Origin of the sequence: Paenibacillus sp. DCT19 (assembly GCF_003268635.1) — a bacterium.
Classification (GTDB): domain Bacteria; phylum Bacillota; class Bacilli; order Paenibacillales; family Paenibacillaceae; genus Paenibacillus.
The window spans coordinates 6,106,390-6,128,944 of record NZ_CP029639.1; the positions used below are offsets into that span (position 1 = coordinate 6,106,390).

Here is a 22,555-nt window from a genome sequence, read left to right on the forward strand (position 1 = left end):
TTGCTGTTCACAAAAAAATGACCCCGGCAAACCATTACCGAGGTCATTTAATATGAATGAATTGCATGACACAAGTCACTATACATAAGTTCATTACATTCAATACGTAAAACGGACAGAAGACTGTCTTCTACGCTTCCGGTTGTGATGATAGCTCAATCTCAGTGGCTCCGCTTTGGATACTGACAATGTTCGCTGGATCCACATCCGTCGGGAGTGAAACCTGTTGGCCGAAAGGATATAAGCGATCTGCCGCCTCCACGGTAAGTGGTACTGTCACAGCAGAACCTTCTTCTCCAGACTCCGCTCCGTCAGAAGATCCTGATGGCGTTGTCCCCGCTCCATCTTGGGAAGACTCGTTCGTAGATTCCGTAGAATCGGATGTTGTGGTCGAATCGGAATCCTGACTTCCATCGTTACTGGATTGGGTATCATCGGTTGTGTCAGTAGAGGTACTCTCCGAACTTCCATCAGAGCTATCCCCCGTATTCCCTTCTTCCGTATCCTGTGATTCACCATCAGATGAATCTACCGCATCTGGTTCCTCATTCCGGTTGAAGCTCTCCCATTCACTTGTGGCATCCTCCAGTTCAACGACGCTACCGTCCGCCAGCTTCAATTGCAGCTTATCCGTCTGCAATCCATCACGGTCTGCTTCATTACGGAAGCGAATGACGAGTTGCGGCGCAGTCGCTGTGCCGCTCTCTTCGGTTGCCGGTACAATGTATGCCATCTGATCGGCTAACGAAACTTCTGGTTCAGCCGGGATCGCAGGGTCTTGAACCGGTGTAGGTGAAGCTGCAGGTGGTTCTGCATTATTCCCCATTAAAGCATACGTTCCTCCGGCAATGCCGAGAATCAGAATCACCACGAATGACCCTAGAAAAACATTTTTCCTCTTCCCGGTCAATAAACGTACCAGGGATGAAGATAACTCCGACTTCGCCCGGTCATAGGTTGGCTTCATGGTCTTACTAGCTCTAGCATAATATGGCTTAAAGGCTGACTTAGACTTGAAGGCTTCACGATCATGCGCCTTGAAGTACGCTACGATCGCATCGGAGTATGGCTTACTCGCTTGAGATCCCCGGACAAACAGCCGTTGATTGCCCGACCATTCCAGAAACGGATACAGACCTCGCTCACTGCCTGCTGTGCTCCGAACAAATTCAATCAGACCTGCATAGTCAAGCTTAGCCCCATTACCTCCACGATAAAAGGCAAGAGGCAAGGCTGCGAACGCATCCTGATCAGGACGTTCTCTAAGCTCATCGGCAAGCCAGCGTCTGGTCCAACGCTGGAGCTCATTACGCTCTGTAAGGGAGAGGGCTTCCAGATCCTCTTCATCACGACCTTCACCACTGAGCCAGGCTCTCGCGGCCAGCATCATGTTCGTGCGTGCGGATACATCTGAGCCCTGACGTGCAGCCCAATCCCGAACCTCACGATCATGCTGCAAAATATCAATGCTTAACAGATGTGCCCGGCTCACTCGCTCTAGGTCAAGATCTTGGATCAGGAAGAGATTAATGACGTAGGCAAGCTTATCCGCTAGACGGGTTAATTGCTCTTGATATGACAAGGCTGCAGCGTCAGCTCCAGATTTACGTTCTGGACGGGCAACGGCCTCCGATTGACCGATCTGTCCCGTAATCCCCATGTCCACAGGCTCTTCCATGGAAGTCGAGACACGGTCCAATACACTCACTCGACTGAGCGCTTCATTGGCGGATTGCACCGGATTCGGTGCAGAGCATAGTCGCTCACGGAGCTCTGTGGCTGTCCGTTCCAGCAAGAAAGCATTATGGATAGACGACGGATGGGATAGCACCCAATTTTCAATGACATCCACCACATTTGCCGCTGACTCTGTTTGTTTTAATTGAGCGTCCAGATAAGGCTCAAATAACAGCTTGGTCAATGATTCATTGGTTAACACCTTACCGAAAAATGCACGATTCAGCTCTTCATTCCGATTTAGCAAACTATATAATTCTTGAACGGCTCGCATACGTTTCTGTGTGCGCGCGTTGTTGATCGCATAGATGAAATAGTCCACGATTCGAGATTGCACGACTGGTGCGGCTACGGTGAAATAATCACTGATTCGAGCTGCAACCGGCTCCTCAGGCACATTTTCTCGTTTAACATTATTTAATTCCCGACTAAGCAGCGTCAGGAATAGCTCATTCAGACGAGCGCGGCGCTGGATGGCTGCTTCGGGTTTCAGATATGTAAGAAGCCCACTTAGCACACCGCTTTTGTTATTAAGGTATAAGTCTTCATGTCCCTGTTCAAGACGGTAAAACAGAGATAACTCCCCGTACGCTTCAACCGAAAGCTCACGTCCAGGCTCCATGCCTGACAGCATCTCGTCGGCAAAAGAATAAAACGGCGTGGCTGCCTCCGGATCATGCAGCAATGACCACGCAAAATCCATATAAGGAAGATTCGCCACTGCTGCATCCGCGTGGGTTACCCTGCCTGACATGAGATCAAACGTAAAGTCCTTCTCTGTATTACGATCTTTGGGACGAAGTGTGCCTCTCTCCACGAACTGAAGATGAATGCCTTTTTTGGCTTGCGGTTCCTTCGCAAACGTCATGAACCCAAGCTGTCTCCGGTAGGCGTAAGGTAGTGCCGTATAGAGCAGACGAAGCAACTCCTTCGCCCCTGCGGTGACTTGCTCTGCGGGCAGATCCAATGCGATATACACTTTACGGCGTGTCGCAACAGCCTGCATCACAGCATAGAGCAGACGCTTGAACAATGCCTCATTCAGTTTTAACCCCGCTAGAATCTCGCTAGGTGCGGCTGAAGACGCTTCAGAGCCCTGCCCAACTTCCCTCTCCCTTGTAGAAACACGCGGTAACACAGACAGCGCAGGCAGCACTGTACCTTGCTCGATGTCATAGGACGTGGCAAATGCCGTATCCAGCCAGCTACCCGTTCTCATCAGCTCTTCCGAGCGTTCAGGAGACAGTACATAGTTATGGGCGAAGAAAGCACTTCGAAGCCCAGTAAAGTCCGCCGCTTGGTACACATTCTGCCCTAGAATCGTCTCTCCACTGTCCAGATGCAGTAGATGTATTGCAGCTGGGAATTTGGTCTCGTCCTTCTCGCTCCGGCCAGTCAGCTCCGCAGGAGCATCATAGACACAGTACGGATGAAGTACTTTTTTGATAAAAGAAGGTTCCAGTCCCGGTGATGCCGCGACCGTATCGAAGCCTTCTGTGGTGCGAAATACCCCTCGCCGCTCTCGGGTATACATCTGCTGTTCAATCGGCGGGGTCATGGAAGACTGCATCATCCCACTCTCCCCTCAATGTACTTCAGCTTGTACAGTAGCCATAGGAATGGCTCGTCCACGCGGATCGGACTAACAACACCTTGTAGCTTCATATCTACCGGATTGCTTCCTAGTGCGGACACAGCGAAGTATGCCGTATCTTTGAAGTAGACATCCATTGTGCCTTTGAACGGACGATCCACCTTCTCAATAAAGCGGCGAATCTCTCCATCGATATTTTCAAACTCCGTCAAGTCGAACCAATCGCGGTGTACCATGTTACGGAACACGTTGCTGTTGGATTTGATGTAATCGCCATCCTCATCCTTCAGGGAATGCAGCATGTCACTTTTGGTCAGCACAACGGCTGTTGGAATGTTTGTTTTTGCCTTGTCTTGATAAGCGATAAAGTCACCGAACAATGTCAGTACCACGTCGCGCGGTTCATCATATCGTGGTGTCCACTCACCCGGCTCATTGCCGAGGTTAATCCGGATTTTGTCCCGAATGGAGCGAATCTGAAGTGGGTCAACCATAAACAGAATGCCGGCTGAATTTTTGATATGCTGTCCGTGAAGTCCCAGATAATCCTGCTCCACCATACCTTCACCAGCCACGTCAAAAAACACCAATGTCAGTGGAGCTTTATCTTCGTCCTTGAACACAAATTGGAAAATAAACGGCTCCTGCAGCTTCTCCTTCTGCGTTGAATCCAGCAGATCCCCCCGCTCAAACAACGGCTCTTCATAATCCGCACGGAATCTACGGCTAATCTCTGCATTCAGCGGCATACAAGCAGCATCAAAATGATCGGCTGTGTAATGCTGTAACGTATGGATGAGCGATGTCATGTACACCGATTTACCCACTTGGGAAGCCCCAATAATGGATATGATATTGCTTGGCGCCTTGCCTGCTGTCACAGGTAGCTCATTATGACAATGCGGGCACAGTCTGCGGCGGGTAACGACACCATACCGATCATTTAATCCCATCACAATGTTATCTGAATAAATGCGATGCTCCTCTGGTACGTCATGCGGGGCAAGCACGGCCTCCATATCAAACACCGTATCAAGCCCAAAGCGTTCACGATAACGATTCAGCTTCGCATCTTCCCCGAGTGCGTAGTCTTCATCGTCGTCTCGGTGATGAGCTGCTCGGAATACAACCTCTTCCGGCGAGAATTTACTGAAACAATAGGGACATACAATATCGTAAAATAGCGGCCGTTCTTCTGGCTGCTGTCTTTTCAAAAAACGACTAAAAAAGCTCATAGCCACTCCCCTCCCCTAATTGAAAGTCAACCTATTCATTAGTCCGATATTAGCCGGTACACCGTTCCATACTTGGGGCCGTCCGTGAAGAATAGTCTGACGTATTCATCCTTCCCGACCTCAACAGGCGGCATCTCATTTCTTCCAGGTGCAAAATCATTTACAAATGGATACACCGTACCGTCTTCCTTGTTAAGCGGGACACTCCCCTGTTTACGAACATAACAGAGAGCCTCCTTCGGAACCGGTGCTTCGGTCGTAACGGTCATGAATACACTTTTTCTTTTCTGAAAAAAACCACTCTTATACCGAATGGAAAATCGAATATCCGCCTTGCCTGCACTCGCCATCACCGTGTTCTCATCGTTCGACTGACGGAGCAAGACAGGCTCGGCATCATCCATCCTGCAGATATAAACCGTATAACGGATCGCTCCAAAACCGGTTATCCGATCCACGTATCCGTTACTTGCTTTGTATTCCTCACGCGTATAGAGCTTCAACTTACCTTGCGCATGTGCATCGCCGCTGTTCTCCTTGCCCAGCATCGCAACCTCCAGCCGTTCAACATACACAGCCTCGACAGCCTCTGGCCAGAGCCAGCGGAGCGTACACATGCCCTCGTCCACCGCCAGTGTCAGTTTGCGAATGGTGGGCGCCGAAGGATCTGCATCTGTAAATTGCATGTTCCTAAGACCTCCCGATGTTTAGAATCCTTTGCTTCGTGTGTCTCTTGCGCGCCCTCCGAACCCTTCTGCCGAAGCGTTCCCTCTTCTGGCATCGCGCCGGCCGCGATTGCTCCGTGGTGTATTCTCCTTCATCGGAATAATCCATGTAAACAGGGTCAATACGGAAGCCAGCAGGAGCATTGCGCCAAGCCTTACAAATGCATCGCCGACAGGTGATCCGTCCAGCCCCCATTCTAGAAGGAGACCGGCTAACAGACCTGAGACTGCTCCACCGACGCCGAAGCTGAGCGCCAGATGACGATTATCAAATACCAGTCCAAGAGATACACCCAGCGCTACCCCAATCAACAGCAGGGCAGCTACGCGGAAAATAGCCAGATACGTGCTATGCTCCATCATACCCGTACGTTCCGTAACCAGTGTTCGCTCATCAATCGTATCGTAAATCTGCTGGAATGCCAGGTTAAGCCCACCTGCATCCGGCACATCATAATAAAGGCCACCTGTCTGCCCAGCAATGCTGCGCAAAAGATCCGTTCCCGAAGGGTCTACCAAGCTGAGTCCCACCGTGTTGACCGCAATCTGTTCATTCACGTATTCCGATAGAATGCCAGACGTATCGACTTCACTCATACCGTCAGATAACAATATCGCAACGGTACCACGCTTCGGATCTTGTTTGCCCTTAATCTGTTCCATCGCTTCTTTCAAAGCCGCATCAAAATTCGTTCCGCCTGAGGTTGTCACGATGCTATCGATTTTGTCATATACCTCATTCTTAGCTGCTTCATTATCCAGCGCAATGAACGGCTGCAACAGTTCTGGCTCATCCGCAAATGTAATGACGGCTACCTGCTTATCGCTCTCCATTTGGCTAATCAGCGTCTTCGCGGCCTCAAAGCGGCCATTATTCGGATCGGTCTCTGTCATGCTGCCTGAATTGTCAATCATGAGCACGATATCCTTGACCTGCTTCACACCGCCTGGATTGATCTGATACAGCAGTTGTACTACTAGCCCCACCACGAATAAGAGTGCGAGTGTTGCCGGGACAAGTAATTTCCAAGATAAGCTCAGATATCGCAGCTTCCATGAAGCACCGTTAAGCTTCGGTGAGATCATCTCAGCAAGTAGGCAGAATAGACCCACACTTAGTGCAACAACACCGAAATATAATCCCATCAGCAACAGACGAGGCATCTCTCCAAGCCACTGATGCAGCATGATTTCCCCTGCCGCAAATCCTACTGCTCCGCCAACGAGGCTGAACAGTACCAGGAGAAGATTGATTTTTCGCTGCATGTTCACATGCATCCTTTCTACACCAGCCCTTAATGAGGCTGAATTAATACAAGCGTGAGTGATGACGAGGGCTGGCTACCGCACGGGAGACAGTTTGTCCGCAAGACCTTCAGGATGCAGCTCATATCCGTTATCTGTATAGGACTCGTAATATACCTTGGCATTACGATAGACCATCAGATCCTCGAGATGGAAGCCTCCCATAAGATTCAATTTCTCTACGCCGCTGCTGCGCTCTTCATACACGACACCAAGCTTGTAGATTCGTGAAGTTTCCTCGGCATGTGCCGCATAGTCCATGAAGGCACTATCATGGTCGCCAAAGAAATACTTTTCTTCGTACCGATGTTCCTGCGTATAATCGAACACCCTAACACGTACAACAGCCTGATCCTCTAACGTGCGATATAATCGACGGAACAGGTCATCACGCGTTAACACATTTTTATCTCCATACGTAATCGTGACATTGGCACGCTGTAATAGCTCTTCTTCAAAAGGGACACGCAACGGTTCAGCGCTCAGTAACAGCGCATGACATACGTCCATAAGACGCTCCAATACACGTTCCTTGCCCCGCGTAGCCAGATGGTTCATATCCCCCATATAGCGGTCTTCAAACCATACGGCCCGTCCACGCTTGGCCTCTAGATCCGTAACTAGGTCTTCCGTCACTTTGCCGTAGTATTCCATGACATTTTGTCCAATGTACTCATCCGCTGCGGCTATGCTCGCTTCGGCTGTCTCACGCAATGTTTGTTCCAGTCCCTCAAGGACTGGGTGATGCCTCGACTAAAAGCGTGAAGCTGCTCCATCTCCGTATCGTAGATGCGCAGCAATTGCAGTTCATTTTCAATCCGTAATAACTCCACCTTCGGTACATACACTCGTTCAAGGATACAGTCAATCACGTTGCGTACATTTTGTTTATCACGGAATAAGGCTCTTTTGAACGGTTGATCCTGTACCTGCTCCTGCAACCGCTGCTCAAGAACAGCTCGTGCCGATTCAAGCTGCATGGATTTGTCCCGAATCAATCCAAGCAAGCCTTCCCGTACACTTCCCATTCCATGATTACTCCAAGCCGCCCACTGGAAGTAACCTACCTCCGGGTGTTCATCCCGAGCTTGTTCTGCCTGCTGACGAAGAGCACCTTCGGTACTCCGCTGACGTACACGCTCTTCGACCTTACGTGCCACATTATCACGGAAGTACGCTTCAGCTCCATGACCGAACAGCGCTCTCTCCGCTTCACGTAGCGATAGCGGCTTGAGATCAGCATAGCTGACGTTATGGGTCATGATGCCGCTCATACCACTGACCAGATCCTCACCTGGTAATAGCCCATCAATCTTACGTTCTATTGTAATCGGATCAAGGCCAAAGAACGAAAGCTTGTCCTTGATGCCCCAATCCTCCGGTTCCTTCCGCATCTGTTCAAGCAGATGCCGGTAGAAGTGATATAGCACAGCAAGCGCGATAGGCTTGTTGGGACGCCTGATCTCAGCATAACCTGCGCTGGCATAACCATGCTGATCTGAGGTGGTGCGAATGTTATTTTTGAATGAGGTATTGTTGTAGGTGTTCGCTCCTGTGCTCGAAATGGTGCCAGCAGCATCCATATCCTGTTTACGATTCTTGAGCAGACAGATGCGGCAGATAATCTCGGCATTCTCTATCCAACCACCAGATACCCCTGTGCCCCGTTCATTCTTATCTGACAAAATATACACCAGGTCAAACAGCGGCGAAGCCGGATGGGTGACCGGAATAGAAATGCCATCTTCCGTCACGAGCAGACGACCGCTAAAGGTATAATCCAAGCCCTGCATATAATCAAGCTCTCGCAAAAAGGCCAGTCCTGCTGCACTTGCATACCCGTATGAGTTCACTTGCTCCATTTCACTAACCAGAACATGCAGATCTGTCTGCACCGATTTGAAGGATTGAGCCAGTATCGTCTCCGTCAATTTCGTAAGCTCAGGCAAAAGCACATTCAATGGGTCATCCGCTCTAGTTACAACCGTCACATAGATGCGATCAAATGAAGAATACAGACGCCCGTATTCAGCGATCCGGTTACTCACCCGCCGTAAAGTACGATTCAGACCCGCAAGTGCCTGATCTGAATCGTGAAACTGACGGTATATGTCTTTGCGCAATGTTTTGGATGATTCGGACTGTGCCGTAGACAGTGGTAAAATATGCCGAGCGACCTGACTATCCTCAGCTCGTTCGCCTCTACGCTCCTCTTGTTGATCCAAGTCTTCTGTTCCAACCTGTACATAGACCACGCCATCCCCGTTATCCCACTTCGTTCGGTTGATCTCACGGACAACAGGTAATGCCGGCGCAACCAGGTCACCTACGAACAAGAACAAGGCGGGGTAATGGATGCTGCTGCGACCATCACCCAGACTGCCCTGACGTTCCTGCTCCGCCGTATACGATGCCGCGAATTGCTCCAAGCTGTGCTTCATCCTGGCAGCCATCTTACTTCAACCTTCTGCGAATGTCGTTCAGCTTGGACGACATCGTTCTGTAGAACTGATAGATATCCTCGCCATTCGCCAGCTCGACACGTTCGTATTCCAGACGATCACGGGATTCCATGAACAGTGCAGCAAGTTCATCCAGTTTCGCAAGGAGAGGAGCGATATCCTCCGAAGCGGTCAGATCGTTATCCCGGCGTGAAGCTTTGCGAAGCAAGGTGTTCCGATCCTTCTCCGACAATCCACGGAAGTTGCCAAACACCTCATATTCAGCAAAGTTACGGCTCTTCATCAGATTGGCGAACGGCTCCCATGCATCTTCCTCGGGGTCACGATCATAGACATACAGTGCACCCTTCTTCACAATTGTGTCCGTATAGAGGGCTTCAATGAAGCGATCATACCACTGCTCTTCATCCTGATGCTGAGCAAGGATTGCTTCAAGCTCAGATGCTTTCACCGAGATTGCATTCATCTTCGCCAGTTCCTCGCGTACACGCGCAATCAGTTGTGGAGAACGCACCAGGTTTTCTTTGGCCATATCTTCATTAATACTTCCGAAAATATCCTTCACGCTGACCCGTGGCAATCCTTCGGATTGCAGACGTTTCAGTTCAATGACCGCCCGCTTCACTTCACCAAGGTTTGGTGTAGTTGATGTCAGACGCATGTCGTAGCTACCTAACTTCGCGGATAGATCAAACGGCTCTGTCGTTACTACCGCGTAGCGGTTGCTTGTGTTCTCATCCAACGTCTTCGCAATAATGATGTTGTATCCGAGCGCTTGCTCGAATTCAGAACGAACACGGGCATTGTACTGCTTCACGCGGCTGTTCTCATACACATCGCCCCATGATTTCTCTGGAATCGGAGACGGAAGATACGTCCAGTTATTTTTCTCCGTTTGCACGAGGTGGCGGCCAATTCCTTCTTTGTCCAGAATGGTACGCTCGTAACTTTCTTCATATACTTTCAGCGGTGTATACACAAAGAGCGGCACACCGTTACGTGTGTTCAACCAGAAGATTCGGTTACGAACCTCGCTCTCCTTAACCGTAAAGTGAGACTTCCCTACCGCATTGTTCTGATAATTGCGAATTCCTTTGAGAATACCTGGTGCCTGTGTTGGTACGGATACGAATCCCCATGATGGGAAGTGAAGGCTACCCGTGCTATTGCTCAGGTTAAATACGGGCACCGCTTCATCATCCAGTTTACCTGCGATGTGCCGTTCTACGAACTTCTCAACAGACTCATCCTGACCATATTTGATCACGAGGAAATCTTCCATCGAACGGGTAATCAGGTCGCCGAACTTCTCGGTCAAGAAGTCTGAGATGGAACTTACCACGTCAATCTCGTTCTCCTTCACCCACTGGTTGGAGTTCTCTAACAGTTCACGAGAGAAGTCACGGATCAAGTCATCCGTATCACGCTTGTCTAACAGCCCATCCACCACGCTGACGATATCCGGTACACTTACCACGTTCCAATAATACGTCTTGTTGCCTTTGTGATCTGCCTGTTCTTCCCCGCGGGTCAGAATATCTCCGTTCTTGGAGAAAATCGAGCTGAGTGCATTCAAAGTTTCGCTAAATACGTTATAGATGCGGCTGTTCTCTTGGTTGAGCAGTTCATACAGATCCTCATAGAACTCGATCATCTGTTCGTTCCGCTCTACATCAGCGTGCAGCCAGTATTCATGAATTTTGGCTTCAATATAAGCATTCTTTTTCTTCTCTTTGGAGACGAAGGCGCTCTTCGCATCACCAAGCTTCTCTTCAGACTGTTCTTGGGCAGCCTCGATATCGCGTGGAATGCGGAAAGCATTCTCCCGTAATGTCTCAATGTACGATTGGATCATCTTGAGAATACAGAAGCCTTTCTCCGTATAGATGAGACGAGAAACATAGAATGGCCCCTGCTCTGGATGCAGGAACATCCGGCGAATCTGTTCGGTGAATTGCCCTGCAATCTCACCCGGATGCTGTTTTTTCGCTTTGATATATTCTTCACGTGCACGTGCTAGGAAGTTCTGTTCCAGCTCTGTGTCCATGTTCACCACTTGGGATTTCACGACATTGTTGTAGGACAGACGTTCACTGTTCTGATAACCTGGAAGCGGCTCCGGCACGCGGGATTCGAATGCCTTCACTACGCTTTCGAGATCAATGCCTAACTTACGAGCGAATTTCTCGGTATCTTCCTGATTTGGTGCTTTGGAGAACATCGTGCTCATCTTGTCGAACATCCGGTACGCCAGATATGTCGTCATTTCTTCAATCGGCAGTACAGCCGAGGATGCACCGATGATGTTGTAATCATAGTTCGCTGGGTACACCTTGTTCATCTGTGCAATGTTGGTACGAATGTTGCTAATGTAGTCATGGATCGCGAACTCTTCACCAGACTGCTTCTCTTCACTCGCCATGAAGTTGGTGATATTCTCTGCCGTAACATTCATACAGTAATCGTACGCATTTTCCAGCAGTTTACCTTCCGTGTTCGTGGCTGAGATCAAGTGACACAGATTAAACGGTGGCAACGGGGAGTTAACGGTCAGGATATTACCGTACTTCTGCGTAAAGCGTTCACCGCGGCTGTCCACGTTCATCCAGTAATCCAGCTCTTTAAGCGCAGCATAACCGTTCTTGCGGATATATTCCCGCGTATGCTCACTCAAGCTTTTGTTGGACAAGTTCACGTCTGGCGTGAACAGGTAGCCGAGTGTATTAACGCGGTCAATCCCCGCTGAGCCATGATCACGTTCGATGATGCCACGCACAATATACGAAATATCGAGGAAGCACCCACTGCCAGTCCCCCGGACAGACCCGTGAGCAGGAACACCATCAATTTCTTATTTGTACCTACGGAAAGTGTCTTAATCTTCTTATCGATGGCTTGCACCACTTGGTTGATCTTCGTGAATAACAGCAGACGACCTGCCTGACGAACGCCTGCGGCTCCGTTCATGCCATCCGTAATGCTCAGCTCTGGCGAGAGCCAGTCCGTAATATAAGGCTCCAACACACTGCGGTTCTGCAGCAATCCGCCAATCTCGGCATTGGACAGTAACACGAATTCGTTAATCGGGTCTAGACCGATTCCTTTGTATCTCTTGGCACGATCCTGTTCGTTCGTTTCGAATGCAAGAAACTCGACGTTGTCTGGCTTCTCCATTTTCTTCTTAGACACTGGATCTTGTGGCAGCTTGAAGCGACGATTAATCTGATACTTGAGACGAAGCAATGCATCGATCCCTGTTCCCCCAAGACCAATAATCAACATCGGGTTATCGATGGTATCAACCCTGATTTTTTCGCTGACAATTCCTCCGCCAAGCGATACATCCAGTTGCTGAATATGTTCTCTAACAATCGGTTTCATTCCATGTCCTCCCTTTGGTTACACTAAATACTCAATCAAAATGGTTTTATCCGCTTGTTGCAGCGGGATGCTCAGCCGATCACCGTTCTTCAGTTCAACGCCTGAGCTTGCATCGACCGCACGGCCGGATTTCTCCAGCGTGCCTCCTGCCGTGTTGCGTATCATAATCCGGTCACCATTGCCGGGTGTGAATATATATTTTTCGGTTTCCTTAAGTTCAGGGTCTAGCTGCAGCAATTGATGCAGATGGAACTTGCCCCGGAATGATGCTAGCTTTTTGTATTGCGGATAGGACTTGTCTCCTGTGTTCTCATCACGAATCTCAACGACCATCTGACCGACAAACCCGCGATTTTTACGTTTCAGCCAGCCCATCAGGAACCAGCCTCCAACCGCTACAACGATCAGAGCGATGACACCCAGAATCACAGGTAACCATGGGAATGGCTTGTCCTCTCCACCGGCTGATGTCGTTGGCTGAGTTCCACTTCCTGCTGCTCCGCCAGCATTAATGATGACTGGAGCGCTCTCCCGGTAAAAGCTATCTTCCTCTGCTCGAATAATCAACTCGTATTGATGGTTATCTGGAACGGTGAACGTACCAGCAAATCCATCTCCTGTGTTCTCGATCGGCTGTTCCTCACTTTTACCTGTATCCACATCATTGATCACCAGCGTTGCTTTCATATCAGCATACAGGTCTTGATCCTGTAATGGTTGACCACCATTCTCCAGCTTCGCGGTTAGATCAATCTTGTCGCCTTTTTTATAGGACTTGGTCTTAATTGGATCCACGACGAGTTGCAGATCGTAGTTAAACAGCAGATTGATATCAATACTGTCCTTCGGAGCCCCTTTGACTCGCAGCTTCCAATCTCCCTCTTCCGGTTTGAGCAACTTCACCAAGGAATAGCTCTTCGAAGTAGATAGCTTGGCTGCATCGGAGTTCAGATCGACAGCATTGCCAGCTGGATCGGTTAATTGGATCTCGACTGGCTTCGATGACATGATCGAGATGTTAGCTTCTAACACACTATCATTCGGCACGTTCACGGTAACTTCCTGATAACTGCCGTTTCCCGTAATGGAAGGCAGCTTTACGACATTTAATTTGGCATGATCTGCGAATATTTCGCTTAGAATCTGTGGCAGATCATCCGGCGTATCCGTGATAAAGGACTTACCACCTGTCTGCTCGGCTAGGTCAGCGAGTGCATCCTTGTTCAGTTTGCCATCGGCATTCAGACCAATCGTATACACGGGAATGCCTTGTGCCTGTGCTTCCTTAACGGCTATGTCCAGATCCGCATCGGACTGTGCCTGTGTACGACCTTTTGTTTTGTTAAAATCGTTGTTACCATCCGCCAGCAGTACGATCATCGGGGAATGAGACGGATCAGCACCATGGTTCAGGATGTTCACAGCCTCGGCAACACCTACTGAAATGTCGGTGTATGGCCCTCTACCCAGCTGATCAATAAAATCCTTCAGGTTGCTTTTGTCTGCATCTGACTGAATCTCTAGCATCGCCTTCTCCCGCTCGACCTGATCGGTGTATGCGACAATCCCTACCTTGTCCCCTTGGACAGGTAACATATCAATAAACATTTTCATGGCTTCATTGCTAATCTTGTCACGATCACTTGTGTTCATCGAATTACTTACATCGGCCACAAGTACCGCATCAATTCCGCTTGATTGTGTCTGAGCCGCTACCGCCTGAGGCAGCAACGTCGAAGGCAGCAGTAGCGTTAGTAATACCAGCAGAACCAAGGTTCCACTAAGCCAGCGTATTTTGCGTGTGCGCAGCATGAGGTGTACTCCTTCACGTTTGAGATTAAAATGGGAATAGTTTATTATAGGCGTCAAGCCTTAAGGAAATCTTAACAGTCTACTAATAAATTCTGAAAAGCACCCCTATCTTGAGTTACAATTCTGTAATGACTGGCAATAATCGACGATTTTAGCCTTTTGGTTGGAACAAATATTCCAACTATGGAAATATGATATAGTTATTGCCATCAAACCGCAATATAACAACGTAGCGTGCGATCACCTTTATTTGTACGCACAATAACGCTATCTAGAGAGGATCGAATTATGGTTACATACGTATGTCTCGCCATATTGTTTCTTTTTGTCCTAATTAGAGCGGTTCGATTCTATCTTCACAACCGGAAGCCCGTGACCCGAGAAGATTCAGATCGCACGCTGTACACTATACTGAACGGTGAGCGTGATTAGAGCATGAGCACAAAACAAGTGGTTTCTATTAGACCTTTTAACCGGACGACATATGCCTTTGAAAAGTTGCGTGTGTGCAAGCGATGTGGACAATATACCTGCTTATGGGAAGATGAATGCACATCCTGTGGCCGCAGCACACTGATTCATGTTCAGGAACATGCTGGCTCAAGGGTTAAGCGCCGGATCGCTCGTGATTTCCTATTTACGATTATTCTGGGGTCTGCTGCTACCTATTTCGGTGAGACGACCGATCAAACGATGCTAGCCGCAACCGTGTCTCTCCTGCTCATCGGATGGCTCATCTATATTCATAAACGCGCCTTTCCTGTCCAACAACTCCGCCAGATGAAGCGGTTGTTGTACGAGGAACGGGAAAAGATCCGTCAGGGCATCAACCGCAACTGGGCGCTAGTCGCCGAAGCTCGACAGGAGGATGAAGCTCTCGCATATGAGATGCTGCGTGAGATTGGCTCACTCGTATACAATGATCGAATTCGTCTTCAGCAAGTGGCTCTACTTCAATCCTTCGTCCTTCGGAGTGACATGGATTTACAGTTGAAACCACTGCTGCTTCGCAATTTTGAGCGACTGCTCGCTGAATATATCGGTGAGATTGCTCGAATCAAGCCTGATCTGGTTCGTGAAGATGCCATTCGTTACATCGCTACGTACGAAGTGAATATTTTACAGCTACACAATGGCATTCAGATCCTAACTGCCGTGGCCGCCGCGGCTGTACGCAAAAGCAAATATATTGAGTTATTCCCTAGTCTTATTACCCGCTACGCCCGCTTTATGCCCAAGGATCGATTCATGCGCTTGTATCACACCATAGAACGTTACCCCCATAAAGCGCGAGGTGGACTGGCAGAATCAGTCGGTCGGGTATATGACGAGAAATATCGAGATCATTACGTCGAGGTACAATCTTGATATCTTCAATAGGTGAATGAGTGCAAACTTAGATCCCTGTATATAGACGACAGAAAATGAGTTCATCCCTGCATCAAATTAGGGCACGTGTATGTTCTTCATGATGATCATGTATAGATCTATACAAAGGCACCCCACAATTCTTTAGAATGCGGGGTGCCTTTGATGTATTATTTGGATGTATTATGAATGATTACGAATGACTTAGGGATATGGATTCGTCCTGTCTACGACCATCTCTTCCTGCTCTGAGCGGGTAGATGAGAATATATGGAATCCAAACTAACACAGCACATAATATTGCACTGCCTGATAAGGAAAGGTTCATCTGTCCAATCACTGTCGTCTCATCACTTCCTCCCAGCAGGATGCTGGTGCCTAGGAAGTTCAGAAGTGTTCCGCCAGCGTAGAACAACATATGCTTCCACAGCAGCCGCTTCACTAAAATATAGAACAGTGCACAACCTATCATGATGATAATAGACGGCATAAGCCATTGTTCCGATTCAATACTTCCGGATTCTGCAGCTCTTCCCATAAAATAAGCAACACCCCATTGCAGCACAAATACCAGCCAGCCTAGACCTACATTACGCGTTGATGAGTCTCGTTGCTCTTGCTCGTCTTCAGCACGCATTTGTGCGAGTAATTCTTCCTCTTCTTCCTCCGTTAATTCGTCATAGTCATCGGCCTCCATCCGTTCTTCCACTCGCTCCAGATACATATCGTGCTGATGACTTAATTGTTCTGTGTACGAAAATGCTTCTTGGTCTCGGTCCATACGGAGTTTCCTCAACAGCTCTGCCTCAGGTACATAACCATCGGTATGGATCGTTGTGAATTTCAATTTGCCCGTTGATGCAAGACGTTCTATCCACGCTTCAGCATCCTGCTCTTCATAAAATGGCACACTATGAACTCGATCTTTCATGTTCTGCTGATATACCAGGTGTATGACAGGCATGATTTGCAGACCCGAAGGTGCCTTCTGCACATAAGCATTAAGGCGTTCTATCATATGTTTGCCGTAATACACCGTTTGAATCTGAGACCAATCGAATTGATTCTCCTCGTTCATTTTGGTATGCGGATTCCACTGGCTATATCTAATTTGGTTATTGTGCATCTGAGTCTGACTGAGATGGTTTTCCGCCCATGTCTCCTGCTGTAATTGATGATACGAACGATAGGCTAACACGCCGCCAAAAGGAATCGCACCAAGAAAGAACCACGTTAAAATGGATAGATCTACGAAAAGTAGAATAACAGGCGCAATCATGAGCAAAGCCCCGATAATCATATATGCATACAACGTGGCATAGCGGAATTTTCGATACGAAGGTGACATGGATCGTTGCTTCTCGACGAGATCATGTGAATGGATATACGTACTCATACGAAGTCCTCCTTCTAAAGGGCTTAAATATGGATTAAATATTTGCTTTATTTTCCGACCCGACGATTCATTGAGATGTCACTTGTCTTGGGTGGTGGAGGAGGATCATCGTTATCCTTAAGAGCATCATGCTCTTCATAACTCGCCTTCTGATAGAACTGGGCATTCTTCATCATATATATCGCAACTGGTTGTCTTCCATTTCCACATAACCATGACCCCAAATCCCACTTCTTGTATACCCGAATTATCCACATTCGCAACAATTCAGCTCTATTGGGGTGAAGATACTTCAAAATTCATACCTATTCCATTACGTACCAGAATCTAATGCGTTTCTCCCATGGAAAAAAGGGCCACGGCAAACTCCTGCCGTGACCCTTGTTCGAGAACTCGGTACCGTTGTACCGGAGTCCTCTCGTATATGTGCCATGCTTACATCCAGCATGGCATCATCGTTACGCCAGCATGGTTACACCACCGCTGACGTAATCCATCTTACCGTCCGCGACGTGAATCGCGACGGTCGCCCTTCGCAGAGCCGCGCCCAGCGTTGCGTGGGTCGGCACTGCGTCCACCCCAGCCGCCGCTGCTACGTCCCTCGGCGCTACGGCCACCACTACGGCTGCTGCTACGCTCATCGCCGCTGCGACCTGCACCGCGTCCGCCTTGACTGGCACCGCGACTGCTGTCGCTGCTGCGCGCGGAACCGCGTCCAGCGCTACGCTCGTCGCCACTGCGTCCACCACTACGGCCGCCGCTACGTCCACCGCTGCGTCCACCTTCGCCGCCGCGGGAACCACGACCACCACGACCGCCATCTCCACGGTCGCTACGACCTGCACCGCGGCGAGCACTGCCTGTGCCAGCAGAGCGTCCGCCTGAACGCTCATCATCACCTTGACTGTTGATGGTACGACGGGTTGCTCCAGTAGAAGCTACTGGGCCTTCACTTGTCCACTGAATACGGTTCAGCTTCTGGTTTGTACCTTCTTCAATACGCGCAAGCTCAGGTCTGTCGTGCTGAGTTGCAAAGGTTACCGCAAGACCTGTTCCACCCGCACGACCTGTACGGCCAATTCGGTGAATATAACTTTCCGCATCATGAGGAATATCGTAGTTGAATACATGCGTTACGCCTTCAACGTCCAGACCACGTGCCGCTACATCCGTAGCAACAAGGATTTGCAACTTGGCATCACGGAATGCTTTCATGACATTCTCACGCTTGGATTGGGACAGATCCCCGTGAAGCTCGTCACTTTCGTACCCTGCTTCGCGCAGATCTTGATTCAGCTTGTTGGCACGACGCTTCGTCCGACAGAAAATGATCGCGAGGTATGGGCGATACGTATCAATCATGCCACGAAGCGCATCAAATTTCCCACGATCCGTGCACTCCAGCACCTGCTGGCGAATCTGATGGATCGGAATAACCGATTTCGAGGATACTTTTACATCCTCAGGGTCCTTCATGTAGTTCTTAGCCAGCATGCGAATGCCCTTCGGCATGGTTGCCGAGAACAGCATGGTCTGACGTTTGTGTGGCAGTTCACGAATAATCGTCTCTACATCATCCAAGAAGCCCATATGCAGCATTTGGTCTGCTTCGTCCAGCACCAATTTTTTCACGTTATCCAGCTTCAATGTGCCACGGCGCAAGTGATCGAGCAGACGTCCCGGTGTACCAATCACGATCTGAGTACCGTTCTGCAATTTGCGCAGCTGCTTCTCTACATCTTGTCCACCATACACAGCAAGCACATGCAGCTTATCATCATTGGCTGTCAGCTTCTTCGCTTCTTCCGTAATCTGCAACGCGAGTTCACGTGTAGGCGCAATAATTAACGCTTGCGGTGAGCGGTCAGATACGTTGATTTTCTGAATGATCGGCAGCAAAAAAGCCAGCGTTTTCCCTGTGCCTGTCTGTGCCTCAGCAATAATATCACGCCCTCCGAGTAGTACCGGAATCGAACGTTCCTGTACTGGAGTCGCCACGGCGATTCCCTGATGTTTCAGGATTTCGCACCATTCTGGACGAATGCCCAGTTGTTCAAAATTAGCCAATCGTTACACCTCTGTATATTCATTTAGATAAGTCCATTTCATAATGACCTGCGTAATAAATTGAACCAGTTTCCTTTACAATGACCTCTCCAATGACTTAACAACCATCTAATCAGTGTAAAATGTCTATTTCAACCTACATAGTTTCCCTTATATCAACCATGATTATGAAATGAATTTTTTAAAAAGCAATCCACACGTTGCTCTTCTTCTCCATACCCTGTAGTTTACACGTTAGTCAAGCAAAACAAAAGGGGATACCGCGTTCGCTAGTAACTTGTAGCACAAATTACCGAGATTTGTAGCAGGACGCTTCTAACTAAGATATCCCTAAACCCCTAACGAATCTGTCGCATTCTATTCCAGCCTATTAAGCAAGTTGTCCTGTCTAACGAACTCCAGCCGCTCTATTACACGATATATCCGCAAAAACAGAGGACATATTGGCGATACTGGCAGTATAACGTGCCTGTGATTCGTTAGAAAAACAAAAGCATGCATTAACCCCATATAAGACGTGTTAGGTTTGTTAAAACTAGAACAGCGGCGCCTCTCCCAAGTTAAACTCTGAGAGAAGTCACCGCTGTAAGGAAGAAGCTTATAATTTTAATAGATCAGTTCATAAGAGCTTGCTTGACAATCACTTTAATTGAGCGATATAAACCATTTCATTTATCTACCGCTATAAATCACTAGATTCCACCGCTACCAAAACATACTTCGTTCAGCTACAGATCATATCATCCTGCCGTGGTTCAAACGTAGTTTCAATCAGTTTATGATCCATGTCCTACAGACGTGGCAAACCCGCTTCGCTCTAACAAGAGTGAGCTTTCTTCATTCAATCCACGCAGATGAACGGTTTTGCCGAGTTTCGCATATTTGAATTTCACCTTACCAATCGCAACGACGGCCGTGTTATCCCAGATATGTGATCCGCCAAAATCAATTGTAATTTCGTCCGGATCAGCCTCCGCGTTGAACTTATCAACGAAATGAGAGGAGGAACCGAAGAAAAATGGTCCAACCACGCGATAAATCTTCTGTCCTTGCTCTTGGCTTGTCTGCACATGAATTTTGGTCTGTTTCCAGCCGAAATGCAGCACACTGAGTACAACCCCAACCATAACCCGATCGACAGATCGTGGGTATAGACTACAATCGCTACGGTAACCACCATAACAATCGCTTCTGCCCGAGGTACACGAGCAATATTTTTAACCGAACTCCAGTCAAAGGTTCCGATGCACACCATAAACATGACACCTACGAGTGCACCCATTGGTACCTGCTTGACTACACCACTGAAAAGTAGCAATAGTATCGCCAGAAACGCTCCTGCGGTGAAGGTGGATAAGCGTCCACGTCCGCCCGACTTCACATTAATGACCGACTGTCCGATCATTGCACAACCGCCCATACCACCGAATAAGCCGTTAACAAAGTTAGCGATCCCCTGCCCACGTACTTCCCGGTTTTTGCTGCTCTTTGTCTCGGTCATCTCGTCTACAATCGTTGCAGTCAGTAGAGATTCAAGCAAACCTACCAGCGCCATAGTGAAGGAATAAGGTAACAGAATCATCAGTGTATCCCACGTCCAAGCGATATTAGGCAAATGGAACATCGGGAGTGTACTGGCCAGCTTACCCATATCATCTACCGTTTTCACATCTAAGTGAAAGACCATGGTAATAATCGTCATGACAATGATCGCAATGAGAGGAGCCGGTACCGCTTTGAAAAACCTTGGCAAAATATAAACAATCGCCAGCGTGCCCGCAACCATCGCGTACATCATCCAGTTCGCGCCTGTAAAATGTGTGAGCTGTGCCATGAAAATAAGAATTGCCAGTGCGTTCACAAATCCGGTTAATACCGAGTGCGGTACAAAGGTTATGAATCGTCCAACTTTAAAAATACCTAATATAAACTGAATAATCCCCGTTAATATGGTCGCTGCGAATAAATATTCCACGCCATAATCTTTGACAAGCCCAACCATGAGTACTGCCATGGCACCCGTTGCGGCCGAGATCATGCCCGGTCTGCCTCCGGCAATAGAAATTACGATGGCAATCGTAATGGAAGCGTACAATCCGACCATCGGATCGACACCTGCAATGATGGAGAAGGCAATCGCTTCAGGAATAAGTGCGAGCGCAACTGTAATACCTGCCAGCACATCTCCGCGAATGTTGCCAAACCATTGTTGTTTTAACGTATTCATATGTTTCTTGCTAATCCTCCCGCTCTATACCACCAAATTTAAAATACGTACCCGACCATCGAGAGAACGATTCATCACTGATTTACGAAGGCAACCAGCACAAAATAGCGGAATCATGATCCGCAATGATGATCATCTGCACCTGTGGTATGGCTTCATAACCGTCCAAAACTACTGCACAGCAAAAAATAAAATGCAGGTCTGCACCGGCATCCGTTCCAGTGTGAATCTACCTAAATTCCATCGTTGCATTCCGGGCGTTTCGATACCGATGAGTTATCATGAAAGAATGATACTTAAAGTTCATGATACTCGTGGTTTTCCCCTCTCAGAAAAACCGGATCCGTTATGTACTGACCTATTATTATAGACAAGGTGCCCTATATGTACGAATACGTTTATGTGGAGATAATAGCGAATTATCTTTTAATATCTTCCTTTTTCTATAAATTACTCTTACATGCTTTAATTAGTCAAAAAATATAACTTGCTCTTTATGCCGTCATGGTTTAAATTCAGAAAAAATACCTATTATAGTTAATTACACGTAACGATTTACATATTATAGAATTAACCGGTCTATCATGCCTTGTTCCATTTTATATTTGCGATTTGGAGGATTATGTTTCATGAAGAAAAGGGTAACGATCACCTTAGTGCTGACCATCGCATTGACCACATTTATCACATTTATTGTAGGTGTCACCTCAGACAGGTCACATTCCGGCAACTCACAAGACAGCACACTTCCAACGGAAACCACCTACTCGGTGATCCATACGTCCGCGGATGGAGAAGATGAGACTGAACACTCTACAAAAGATGCAGATTGGGAACACAAAGCCATTGGCGGCACTTCGGTTCCTAACGCTTTTACCATAAGTGCAGGTCGTGGACACCTCAAACTTGTCATGAAAAATAATAGTAGCCATCCAGTTCAAGTTACCCTGACACATAAAGGGAGCACGGATAAAATCTATTTCGAGAAGACAATTGCTGCTCAAGATACTCTGATCTGGACTAATTTTGAAGAGGGGTATCCACAAGGCATGCGTGGCGGAAGTTATGTCCTAGAGTGGGTTGGCGGCGAATATGCCGTGAATGGTGAGGTTTCGGGTAAACTTGCATCCAACATTCATGATTTCTAATTGCGTTAATTTAGATAGCTGAGGCATTTAAAAAGAGCTATGCATGTGTATAGGCTTGGCGTTATAAAATGTTCGGTTCGAAGAATAGAGCCGGGCAG

At 48.1% G+C, this 22,555-nt stretch carries 11 protein-coding genes and 2 pseudogenes; 2 read left to right on the forward strand and 11 right to left on the reverse strand.

Going from position 1 to position 22,555, the window contains the following annotated elements; translation table 11 throughout:
- Nucleotides 1-130 precede the first annotated feature (130 nt).
- From DMB88_RS27690 to DMB88_RS27720, 8 genes and pseudogenes are all read right to left on the reverse strand, one after another.
- Nucleotides 131-3,310 (reverse strand): GAP1-N2 domain-containing protein, encoded by a 3,180-nt coding sequence (locus DMB88_RS27690; protein WP_128103866.1) that lies wholly within the window; start codon nt 3,308-3,310, stop codon nt 131-133.
- Complete coding sequence (locus DMB88_RS27695) at nt 3,307-4,566, reverse strand: TRAFAC clade GTPase domain-containing protein (protein WP_128103867.1); 1,260 nt, start codon at nt 4,564-4,566, stop codon at nt 3,307-3,309. Before DMB88_RS27695 ends, DMB88_RS27690 begins: the two co-directional genes overlap by 4 nt.
- A 38-nt stretch (nt 4,567-4,604) precedes the next feature.
- Complete coding sequence (locus tag DMB88_RS27700) at nt 4,605-5,252, reverse strand: beta-mannanase (RefSeq protein WP_128103868.1); 648 nt, start codon at nt 5,250-5,252, stop codon at nt 4,605-4,607.
- Between the two features lie 21 nt (nt 5,253-5,273).
- Nucleotides 5,274-6,557, reverse strand: coding sequence for a vWA domain-containing protein (locus tag DMB88_RS27705; RefSeq protein ID WP_128103869.1), 1,284 nt, complete (start codon nt 6,555-6,557; stop codon nt 5,274-5,276).
- A gap of 75 nt (nt 6,558-6,632) precedes the next feature.
- Entirely contained in the window at nt 6,633-7,310 is a 678-nt protein-coding gene (locus DMB88_RS31620; RefSeq protein ID WP_254438367.1) for a hypothetical protein, read from the reverse strand.
- Nucleotides 7,283-9,049 (reverse strand): transcription initiation factor TFIID, encoded by a 1,767-nt coding sequence (locus tag DMB88_RS27710; RefSeq protein ID WP_254438368.1) that lies wholly within the window; start codon nt 9,047-9,049, stop codon nt 7,283-7,285. The genes DMB88_RS31620 and DMB88_RS27710 overlap by 28 nt, the downstream gene beginning before the upstream one ends.
- Before the next feature lies 1 nt (nt 9,050).
- Nucleotides 9,051-12,439: pseudogene (locus DMB88_RS27715) on the reverse strand (tubulin-like doman-containing protein).
- Between the two features lie 18 nt (nt 12,440-12,457).
- Nucleotides 12,458-14,251: a vWA domain-containing protein gene (locus DMB88_RS27720; RefSeq protein ID WP_128103870.1), complete on the reverse strand. Its 1,794-nt coding sequence runs from the start codon at nt 14,249-14,251 to the stop codon at nt 12,458-12,460.
- A gap of 435 nt (nt 14,252-14,686) precedes the next feature.
- On the opposite strand from DMB88_RS27720, the gene DMB88_RS27725 reads away from it, so the two are divergent.
- Entirely contained in the window at nt 14,687-15,619 is a 933-nt protein-coding gene (locus tag DMB88_RS27725) for a hypothetical protein (protein ID WP_128103871.1), read from the forward strand.
- Between the two features lie 193 nt (nt 15,620-15,812).
- On the opposite strand, the gene DMB88_RS27730 is transcribed toward DMB88_RS27725, so the two are convergent.
- From DMB88_RS27730 to DMB88_RS27740, 3 genes and pseudogenes are all read right to left on the reverse strand, one after another.
- A complete protein-coding gene (locus DMB88_RS27730) occupies nt 15,813-17,015 on the reverse strand; it encodes a hypothetical protein (RefSeq protein ID WP_128103872.1) in 1,203 nt (400 codons plus the stop codon).
- 498 nt (nt 17,016-17,513) lie between these two features.
- Nucleotides 17,514-19,082 (reverse strand): DEAD/DEAH box helicase, encoded by a 1,569-nt coding sequence (locus DMB88_RS27735; RefSeq protein ID WP_128103873.1) that lies wholly within the window; start codon nt 19,080-19,082, stop codon nt 17,514-17,516.
- A gap of 776 nt (nt 19,083-19,858) precedes the next feature.
- Nucleotides 19,859-21,309 (reverse strand): annotated as a pseudogene (locus tag DMB88_RS27740) (SulP family inorganic anion transporter).
- Between the two features lie 629 nt (nt 21,310-21,938).
- Here DMB88_RS27740 and DMB88_RS27745 point away from each other — a divergent pair.
- Nucleotides 21,939-22,457 carry a pilus assembly protein gene (locus DMB88_RS27745; RefSeq protein ID WP_128103874.1) on the forward strand — a complete coding sequence of 173 codons (519 nt, stop codon included), beginning with the start codon at nt 21,939-21,941 and terminating at the stop codon, nt 22,455-22,457.
- Nucleotides 22,458-22,555: the final 98 nt, after the last annotated feature.

Bases quoted from the DNA above. Each gene is read 5' to 3' on its own strand.
- DMB88_RS27730 (WP_128103872.1), bottom strand. From the start codon at position 17,015: ATGAGTACGTATATCCATTCACATGATCTCGTCGAGAAGCAACGATCC.
- DMB88_RS27725 (WP_128103871.1), top strand. From the start codon at position 14,687: ATGAGCACAAAACAAGTGGTTTCTATTAGACCTTTTAACCGGACGACA.
- DMB88_RS27710 (WP_254438368.1), bottom strand. From the start codon at position 9,049: ATGGCTGCCAGGATGAAGCACAGCTTGGAGCAATTCGCGGCATCGTAT.
- DMB88_RS27745 (WP_128103874.1), top strand. From the start codon at position 21,939: ATGAAGAAAAGGGTAACGATCACCTTAGTGCTGACCATCGCATTGACC.
- DMB88_RS27690 (WP_128103866.1), bottom strand. From the start codon at position 3,310: ATGATGCAGTCTTCCATGACCCCGCCGATTGAACAGCAGATGTATACC.
- DMB88_RS27700 (WP_128103868.1), bottom strand. From the start codon at position 5,252: ATGCAATTTACAGATGCAGATCCTTCGGCGCCCACCATTCGCAAACTG.
- DMB88_RS27695 (WP_128103867.1), bottom strand. From the start codon at position 4,566: ATGAGCTTTTTTAGTCGTTTTTTGAAAAGACAGCAGCCAGAAGAACGG.
- DMB88_RS27720 (WP_128103870.1), bottom strand. From the start codon at position 14,251: ATGCTGCGCACACGCAAAATACGCTGGCTTAGTGGAACCTTGGTTCTG.
- DMB88_RS27705 (WP_128103869.1), bottom strand. From the start codon at position 6,557: ATGCAGCGAAAAATCAATCTTCTCCTGGTACTGTTCAGCCTCGTTGGC.